Source organism: Gluconobacter potus, assembly GCF_015244705.1.
GTDB classification, from domain to species: Bacteria; Pseudomonadota; Alphaproteobacteria; order Acetobacterales; family Acetobacteraceae; genus Gluconobacter; species Gluconobacter potus.
The window spans coordinates 1-8,087 of the sequence record NZ_JABCQF010000032.1; the positions used below are offsets into that span (position 1 = coordinate 1).

Here is an 8,087-nt window from a genome sequence, read left to right on the forward strand (position 1 = left end):
CCATACCGTCGCATTCACACTCTCCCCGTTCCAGAAACAGGAAGAAAACATCACAGATCAAACGGGAGTACAAGCTTCATAAGCCCCCCGTTTAACTGACGACACGCCCTAACATCCTTAACACGCGAAGATCGCCTGTCCGCATTAATGGACAAGCGTGGAACGAAGGAGCAGACGATGAAAACCCGCGCCGCCGTGGCCCTTGATGCCGGCAAACCGCTGGAAGTCATGGAGGTCAATCTTGAAGGCCCCAAGGCCGGCGAGGTGATGGTCGAAATCAAAGCCACCGGCATCTGCCACACGGACGAATTCACCCGCTCCGGCGCGGACCCGGAAGGCATCTTTCCGGCCATTCTGGGCCATGAAGGCGCCGGTATCGTGGTCGAGGTCGGCCCGGGCGTCACCTCGGTCAAGCCGGGCGACCATGTGATTCCGCTCTATACCCCCGAATGCCGCGAATGCGCGTCCTGCCTGTCGGGCAAGACCAACCTCTGCACCCGGATCCGCGCCACGCAGGGTCAGGGCCTGATGCCCGACGGCACCTCGCGCTTTTCGCTGCCCGACGGCACGCCGATCCATAAATCGCCGTGGCGAAGGTCCGCGAGGACGCGCCCTTCGACAAGATCTGCTATATCGGCTGCGGCGTGACCACCGGCATCGGTGCCGTCATCAACACCGCCAAGGTGGAAATCGGCGCCAAGGCCGTCGTTTTCGGTCTGGGCGGCATCGGGCTGAACGTCATTCAGGGCCTGCGCCTGTCGAAGTCGGATGCGCAGCGTATCGAAACGATCCTGCGCAACGGCGAAGCGTAGCAGGCTGCACAAGCCATCCAATGCCGTGCAAGAGCGTGTGTCGTCCTCTGCCTGATCGGAGGCAGGGCGACGATACCCGGAATGGATGTGGCGCGCGGGTTGCAATCCGGCTGCCACGTTCCGGTTCTACTCGCCTTGGCGTGGCAGTTTGTGGTTTGCAGCGACAAATTAGCCGCTGGTCGTTTCCGTCGCCAGCACGGAACGGCCGAGAGTCCCGCACCTCCGCCAGACGCGGATCGGCCTGGCTACTGCTGGCGCGGGAAGGTCATCAAAATGACCGGGCACGACATCCTGATGACAGGTGACGTTCCCGGTCTTGCCAGTCTGACAGGTCAGTCGAAGATGTTGATTCCCGGCATCAGCTTGAAGCGCGGAAGATTGACAAACCTGCGTATCCAGCGTTGGATCGCTGGGTAGTAGAACAGCTCGATGCCGCCGTCCCCTGCCAGCGCCACATAGGGGAAGCACGCGATATCCGCCACCGTGGGGCGTGATCCCGCGATCCAGTTGAACCCTTGCAGCTCCTGATTGGCCAGATGATCATCCAGGACACGGAACAGCTTGTGAGCGCCGGCCCTTGCCTGCGCCACGTCGAGATCGTAGCCCAGCACATCATGAAGCCGCGCGGCCGAGGCCGTGGACGTGATGCTGTCCGCGAAGGCCAGCCATTGCGCGACCCGACCCAGTTGGGACGGATCGTTGACCGGCCACCACGTTCCTGTCGGATCGTAGCGCGAGGCGAGATGCACGAGAATGGCCTGCGCATCCCGGATATAGGCTCCGTCGTCCTCCAGCACCGGGATCTGTCCCAGCGGATTTATCTGGAGGAATGCATCGGACTTGTGTTCACGACCCGGAAAGAAGTCCACGGCTTGCTTTTCATGAGAAAGCTCAAGAAAATCCAGCAACAACCGTATCTTGTAGCAATTTCCGGACAGGACATAGTCGAACAGCTTCATCTCATGCCGCCTCGTTGAAGAGGGCGACCCCCCACTGAAGTTCATTGGCCTTCAGCCAGCGGCGGTAGGCGATCGAGGACGCGTCCGCGCGGGTCGGCAATTCCCAACGGGGATCGAGCGGCAGCTTCCGGGGAACCTGGTTCTCGAGGATCATCCGGTCCTGCAGGAAGATGTTCTGCTGGAAGTGGAGAAGGCCAGTGTCGGTGTTTTCCTCGTCAAAGACCAGAATGAACGAGTGGACGATACACTCGTCCTCTTCCACGGGCTGGATGAACAGCCCGACCAGATCCCAGACATCCTCTCGGATCGGGCAGGTCTTGTACAGGATCGTCGAATAGGGATGCGGGACGCGATACTTGTATTCGGTCATCTGGCCGCCCGATGCCGCCGCCGAAGCCATGGGCTGGAAGAATTTGCATTTGGTCGCCCAGATTTCATCCTTTTCCGCATCCATGCTGACGTCGTAGCTCTCGACGCTCGGATGCTCTTCCACGCCGAGGATGTCGGTGTGGACGAAGGGAAAATGCGCCATGTCGAGGAAGTTTTCCACGCAGCGCAGTCCCGAGCAGCGAACGCCCACGCCGCCAGCGGTCACAAGACGCCGGTCCGGCTCGTCGAACTCCGGCACGTCGTAAAGCGGGCGCGGCGTATCGCTCAGCGTGGTCCAGAGATGGCCGTAGCGGATCTGCGTCAGAAGGCTGCGCCCATCGGCATCGTTCACCGAAAGAACGCCAGCTGCGTCGCTCACGGTCAGATCCTGCGAAAGCAGTCGGACGGGTTTCGCTTCCGCACCTTCGAAATCGGGAAGGCGGCCGATTGCATACCATTGCGAACGGGTGAAAGTGTCGGGTGTCATAGTGTTTCTCCTCGCTTGTCGAAGTGAGACGATCAACTTGCTAGGCTGCGATGCCTATTAAGCGGCGCTTGACGCCTTGAATACCTGTCGCAGACGGGTGGACAGCTTGCTGACGGCGATCGCGACATTCTCCGATGCACTGGCCGGAACCGAGGTGTGGATCATCGCCCCGTGTTCCTTCATGTCCAGGAACGCCAAAAGGACTTTTCCCTTCACTTCGGGAACGCGGACGATCGCGGCGTGATCGGTGATCTTCGACACCAGTTCGGCGCCAATGCCTTCGGCAAGCTCATTCAGGCTGGTCGGGGCAAGGTCGATATGGACCGAGCGGTTGGGAACCCAGTCGCCGTCGATCGATGGCGCCGCCGTCGTCTCGCCCGGGTTTGCAACCCAGATGAACCCGCCGGAATCCGCCGCGCGATAGGCCTTGGCGCGGATCGTCTTGGGTGGGGTCAGTTCGGGATGCGCCGGGATGCCCGCGCAGGCGCCAGCTCCGTCGTATGACCAGCCGTGATACAGACAGGTCAGCGTGTTGCCGCGGACGATGCCGTAGGACAGGCGCATGCCCCGGTGGGGACACCTGTTTTCCCATGCGCGGATCTGGCCGTCCTCGCCGCGCCACAGAGCGATGTCGTTGTCGGCGATTACGACACGTCCTGCCGTCTTCGGAAGGACATAGTTCTGAAGCCCGGCAGGGAACCACCCGGCTTCCAGTTCTGATGGTTTCATTCTACTCCCCATTTCTGTGTTTTCAGCCCTGGACACTGGTTGGTTGGGCTATAATCCAGCCCGTCCATTTCAGCGTCCTTCGCGGTGCCGGGCTTCGGTTCTGTACCGCGTCAAACGGTCTCAAGCGTAATTGTGTCGATGTTCACGTCGTCCGGCCCCAGCCAGCAGGCAATCTCGAACATGTCGATAAGGCGTTCATCCCCGGTCAGAATCAGCGTGATGTAACTGGGGGTCGCGCTTGTGACCGTGCTCGACAACGAAAGGCGCCGAGCAAAGTGGCTAACCATGGCAAGGCAGGACTCGGTCTTGAGTGCTCCCTCAAGAGATACGCGCCGCGTTACCATGTCATAGGTCCAGCACCAGCTTCTTGCCCTTGCAACGCGACACGCAAGGCAGGATCAGCGTCCCGGATTCCTTCTCGGTCGGATTGAGGTAGAAATCGCGGTGATCTGGTTCGCCCTCAAGAACGGTTGTCAGGCAGGTGCCGCAAACCCCCTGTTCGCAGGATGTCATCGGCTCCAGCCCGGCAGCCTCCATCGCGCCGATGATGGTCTGGTCTTCCTCGACTGTCAGGGTGACGCCCGATTTCTGCAGCACCACCTCGAAGCTGTCGCCGTCGAGTTCCAGCGTGGCCGCATCGACGCTGAACCGTTCCAGGTGGACGCGGTCGCTTTTCCAGCCGCAGTTCTTCGCCAGTTGCTCGATCAGGTCCATAAAGGGTCCGGGTCCGCAGAAATACAGGCGAGCATCGGCGGGCGGATTGGACAGGATCCCGGTCAGAACTGCGTTGAGCGTCGGCGGAACAAGGCCAAGATAGACCGGAGCCTCGTCCAGAGCTGTGAGTTCGCTTTTGAACGGCACATGTTCGGCGCTTCGGGCGAACAGGTGCAAGACGCATTTGCGGTTCACGGACTGAAGATGGCGCGCCATCGCCAGCACCGGGGTGATGCCGATGCCCCCGGCGATCAGGATCACCGGACCCTCGTCCGACCGAAGCTCGAAGTTGTTCCGTGGCAGGCCCACCTCGATCTCGTCGCCCTCGTTCAGCGCGTGCATCGCAGCCGATCCGCCCCGGCCGTTTGTTTCGCGCTTGACGCCGATGTGATAGGCATCGCAGTCCTTGGGGGCGTTCCAGAGCGAGTACTGGCGGACGATGCCGTCGCCGACGCAGACGTCGATATGGTCGCCTGGTGTGAACTTGACGGACGATCCATCGCAGGGGACCAGTTCGTATGAACGGATTTCCGGCGTCTGCTCTACAATCCGCCTGATCTTTACCCGTTGAGTGTTCATGGCGTTTCCTTCGGCATTTGAAGAGGCATCATGCCGGGCATTGGCTTGAAATTCTCGAGTCTCATGAAGCGCTCCATCCACCGCGAGACGGAGAAAAACGGAGCCAAGTCGATGCCACCTTCTTCGGCAAGTGCAATGTAGGGAAGGCACGCGACATCCGCGATGGTCGGATGCGGCAACGGCAGCAGCCAGTCATGGCCGTCTTTTTCGGCGAACCAGAGATGCTCGTCGATGATCCGCAGCAGCTTGATGCCTTCGGTCCGGGCCTTGCTCACGTCCAGCCGATAGAACATCGCATCATGTAGCCGTGCAGCCGAAATGGAGCCCGTCAGCTGGTCCGCGAAGGCGAGCCATTGATAGACCTCGCCCTGGTGGTCGCGCGGAAACCATTTGCCGGACTTGTCGTAAGCGGCGGCAAGGTAGACCAGGATGGCCTGCGCATCGCGAACCGCTCGACCTTTATCCATGATGGCCGGAAGCTGTCCCAGCGGGTTTATGTTAAGGAAACGCGGCGACTTGTGCTCGTATCCCGGATAAAAGTCGACAAGGATCGACTGGTATTCCAGGCCAAGCTGCTCCAGTAGGAACCGGACCTTGAAGCAGTTCCCAGAAAGTGGATAGTCATGGAACTGTATCATGACTCCTCCAATCTGCGCCTGATCGCTGACAATTCCGCGCGCCTTTGCGCCGGATCGCCTGTCGGGTAAACCATCGACCCATCGACGCCCCAAGGGGTAAGATGATCGACGCTGGAATCGACATGCAGCCTGACCTGATCGACCGGCGCCGCGATGTGGACTGGATAGCACGGCTCGCCTGCACTGCCCGAGGGAGAGCATTCTTCCTCGCTCGCCCAGACAAAGCCGCCCGCCACGGCCGTGGAATAGACGGTCGCACTTATGTCGTGGGCCGGGCGTCCCTGCATCGCGGGAACCAGCATCACCTTGCCTGATTCCTCGAACTGCCAGCCGTGATACACGCCTTCGAGGTATCCACCCATGTTCCGTCCGGCGCTGAGCCTTACGAAGCGGTGGGGGCAGCGATCCAGCCAGACGTTGATCGCGCCGCTGGCGCCCCGCCAGATGACCAGGGGCTTGTCGCCCATCATCGACCTGACGATCGAATAGTCGCGGACGTCTTTTTCAAGTGCAACAACATACGAGGTCATGTCATCGCTCCATAGGTTACATGGTTGGCCCGCAACCATTCGCGGTAGCTCAGCGAAGAGCTGTCCACCTCGATGGAGGTTTCCGCGCCGTTGAGCGGCAGCTTCTTGTGGACATGCCGCTCGAGAACATACTTGTCCTGCGCCGAGATGCTCTGCTGGTCAGCTTTCAACTGGCGCTCGTCCATCCAGTCTTCCCTTATCCAGGCAAGCAACTTGTGCGCGATGAAGTTTTCTTCATCCAAAGGCTGTGCGAAGATGCCGAGATAGTCGTATCGACCCGGTGTCGTTGGGCGATGGATGAAAAGAACCACCGAATACGGGTCCGAAATCCGGTAGGTGTATTCTGCGACCGAGTTCGTCAGCGGCAGCCAGGCCTTCTGCGACTTCAGCCACAACGCCCCTGCTGCATCGACGCTGGCCTCTCCCGGAACCAAATCCAGGTGATTCTCGTCGCCCAGGATGTTGGGATGCAGGAAGGGGAAATGCGCGTTGTCGATCACGTTGTCCACGATCCGCAGGCCCGAACACTTTATGGGCGTGGACCAGATGTTCATGACCAAGCGATCAACCTCGTAATATTCCAGCAGCTGCTGTGGAGGTCCGTCGGGCTTGCCAAGGCTTGTCCAGACATATCCCAGCCGCTCCGTCACTGGCAAAGGGCGGGAGTCGCTCGACGCGGAAATCCAAGTCTTGTGGATTTCCAGGTCGATGTCATGGCCCAGAAGCCGGGTCCTTGTCGCATTCCTCCGCCGGATGTCCGTTGGCGACCCGAGTGGGTACCAACGGTTCCAAACCACAGCGTCTTCACGTGCGCTCATGTCGGTCACTTGCTTTCGGTGACGTCGGTGAACAGGGCCGCTTTGAACGCTTCTTCGCCCTTTGCCGCGGCAGTGGATAGTTCGCGCAGCCATTTCCGGTACTGGTTCGAGATCTTGTCCGTCGGCAGCGAAACCTCGTCCAGGTAGATCGGGCCAGGCTGCGTCTCGATGACCGGCTGGTCTTCCGCCAAGACGAGCTTCTGGAAGTCGAGCGGCTGGCTATCGGGCAAGTCGTCCTCGGTATGCGCGATGATCATGAAGTTGCGGCACGAGTTCTGTGAGGTCGGGCTGGAGGTGGTCCAGAGAAGGAAAGGCTTGTCGTTCTTGTACAACCTGATCGACAGGTTGACGCTGAACGGCATGGAGTTCCGGTAGTTCCAGCTTCCCAGCGGGCTATCGTCCGGCAGCGTGTCCAGCATGTCGCGGCCCGGCTCCATGAAGAAGCGAAGTTCGCCGCCCACGCGGTCAACGGGCACGATCGCCGGTTCCGAATATGCCGGGTCATAGAGGGTGCCCGGATGCACATAGGCGAAGTGCGAAAAATCGGTGAAGTTTTCCCAGCGGCGTTCGGCCGAGCTGTCCCAGTTGTAGGGCTCCGCGATGATTTGACGCTTGAATTCGGGGTTTTCCCAAGCTTCGCAGTAAGGGATGTTCGTGCAATCCCACGAGCTGTCGAGGCGGACCCAGATGATTCCGTACCGCTCTTCGCAGGCATATGCGGGCGTAAACGCCTTTTTCGGGATCGCGTCGCTGGGACAGGCCGGCATAAGTTCGCAGCGGCCGCTGGCACCATATTCCCAGCCGTGATACGGGCATTGGATACGGTTGTTCTCAAGCACCTTCCCGACGGACAGTTTCGCGTAGCGATGCGCGCAGCGGTCTCGCATGGCGACGTATTTTCCGTTCAGCTTCGCGATGACCAGCGGTTCGTCAAGAAGCGTCCTACCGATCGGACCGTTGCCTGCCGGATCTGCAGCCTCGAGTTCGTTCACGGTTGCGACAGGATGCCAGAAATGGCGCAGATAGCTTTGATCTGCGGTGAGTGGAGTCAAAGCGTTCATTATTCCCCCCGGTTAGCTACCGTTGTAATAGTTGCTTCATAAAAGCCTAACGGAAGGCGGCGCGTTTCAAAAAGTGCATTAAATTGTACTTTTCGTTTCGGATTTTGAACGACAATTCGGAAACGCTGGGTAGCACTGCCGAACAGGCGACGATTCGCAATCCGGCAGTCAACCTTTGCCCGTCGCTGAATGCGACTTTTTACCGAGAACATGCCCCTGCTTCCGTGTACTCTTCGACCCAGATTTTCAAAGCGATTGCAGGTGCTTTCGCGCTTCGGCTTGGAGGGATCGAAGAACCGTTGATTGATGTGCTTGGCGGGTAATTTCTGGCTTTTGGCGATTTGATTGACGGTTTTTGCGATGGCATCCGGTCTGCGTTTTGAGCAGATTG

General features: G+C 59.6%; 10 protein-coding genes and 1 pseudogene. 1 reads left to right on the plus strand and 10 read right to left on the minus strand.

What is annotated here, in order from left to right; translation table 11 throughout:
* Window positions 1-177: 177 nt before the first annotated feature.
* Window positions 178-758, plus strand: a pseudogene (locus HKD31_RS15520) (alcohol dehydrogenase catalytic domain-containing protein); the annotation flags it as partial.
* Between the two features lie 386 nt (window positions 759-1,144).
* Here the strand turns inward: HKD31_RS15520 and HKD31_RS15525 are convergent.
* The 10 genes from HKD31_RS15525 to HKD31_RS15570 form a co-directional block, all read right to left on the minus strand.
* Window positions 1,145-1,771 (minus strand): glutathione S-transferase family protein, encoded by a 627-nt coding sequence (locus tag HKD31_RS15525; protein ID WP_007396216.1) that lies wholly within the window; start codon window positions 1,769-1,771, stop codon window positions 1,145-1,147.
* Window position 1,772: 1 nt separating this feature from the next.
* Window positions 1,773-2,627, minus strand: a complete 855-nt coding sequence (locus tag HKD31_RS15530) for an aromatic ring-hydroxylating oxygenase subunit alpha (protein WP_007396217.1) — start codon at window positions 2,625-2,627, stop codon at window positions 1,773-1,775.
* 57 nt (window positions 2,628-2,684) lie between these two features.
* Window positions 2,685-3,356, minus strand: a complete 672-nt coding sequence (locus tag HKD31_RS15535) for a Rieske (2Fe-2S) protein (protein WP_007396218.1) — start codon at window positions 3,354-3,356, stop codon at window positions 2,685-2,687.
* 110 nt (window positions 3,357-3,466) lie between these two features.
* Entirely contained in the window at window positions 3,467-3,613 is a 147-nt protein-coding gene (locus HKD31_RS15540; RefSeq protein ID WP_007396219.1) for a hypothetical protein, read from the minus strand.
* A gap of 88 nt (window positions 3,614-3,701) precedes the next feature.
* A complete protein-coding gene (locus HKD31_RS15545; protein ID WP_007396220.1) occupies window positions 3,702-4,649 on the minus strand; it encodes a PDR/VanB family oxidoreductase in 948 nt (315 codons plus the stop codon).
* Window positions 4,646-5,287 carry a glutathione S-transferase family protein gene (locus HKD31_RS15550; RefSeq protein ID WP_007396221.1) on the minus strand — a complete coding sequence of 214 codons (642 nt, stop codon included), beginning with the start codon at window positions 5,285-5,287 and terminating at the stop codon, window positions 4,646-4,648. Before HKD31_RS15550 ends, HKD31_RS15545 begins: the two co-directional genes overlap by 4 nt.
* Window positions 5,284-5,817, minus strand: a complete 534-nt coding sequence (locus tag HKD31_RS15555; protein ID WP_007396222.1) for a Rieske 2Fe-2S domain-containing protein — start codon at window positions 5,815-5,817, stop codon at window positions 5,284-5,286. Before HKD31_RS15555 ends, HKD31_RS15550 begins: the two co-directional genes overlap by 4 nt.
* Window positions 5,814-6,635 carry a hypothetical protein gene (locus HKD31_RS15560; RefSeq protein WP_197603280.1) on the minus strand — a complete coding sequence of 274 codons (822 nt, stop codon included), beginning with the start codon at window positions 6,633-6,635 and terminating at the stop codon, window positions 5,814-5,816. Before HKD31_RS15560 ends, HKD31_RS15555 begins: the two co-directional genes overlap by 4 nt.
* A gap of 5 nt (window positions 6,636-6,640) precedes the next feature.
* On the minus strand, window positions 6,641-7,696 hold the full coding sequence (locus HKD31_RS15565) for an aromatic ring-hydroxylating oxygenase subunit alpha (protein ID WP_039998265.1): 1,056 nt from the start codon (window positions 7,694-7,696) through the stop codon (window positions 6,641-6,643).
* Window positions 7,696-8,087: hypothetical protein (locus tag HKD31_RS15570; RefSeq protein ID WP_194265687.1), on the minus strand; the 392-nt coding region annotated here is incomplete at its 5' end. The genes HKD31_RS15570 and HKD31_RS15565, both read right to left, overlap by 1 nt.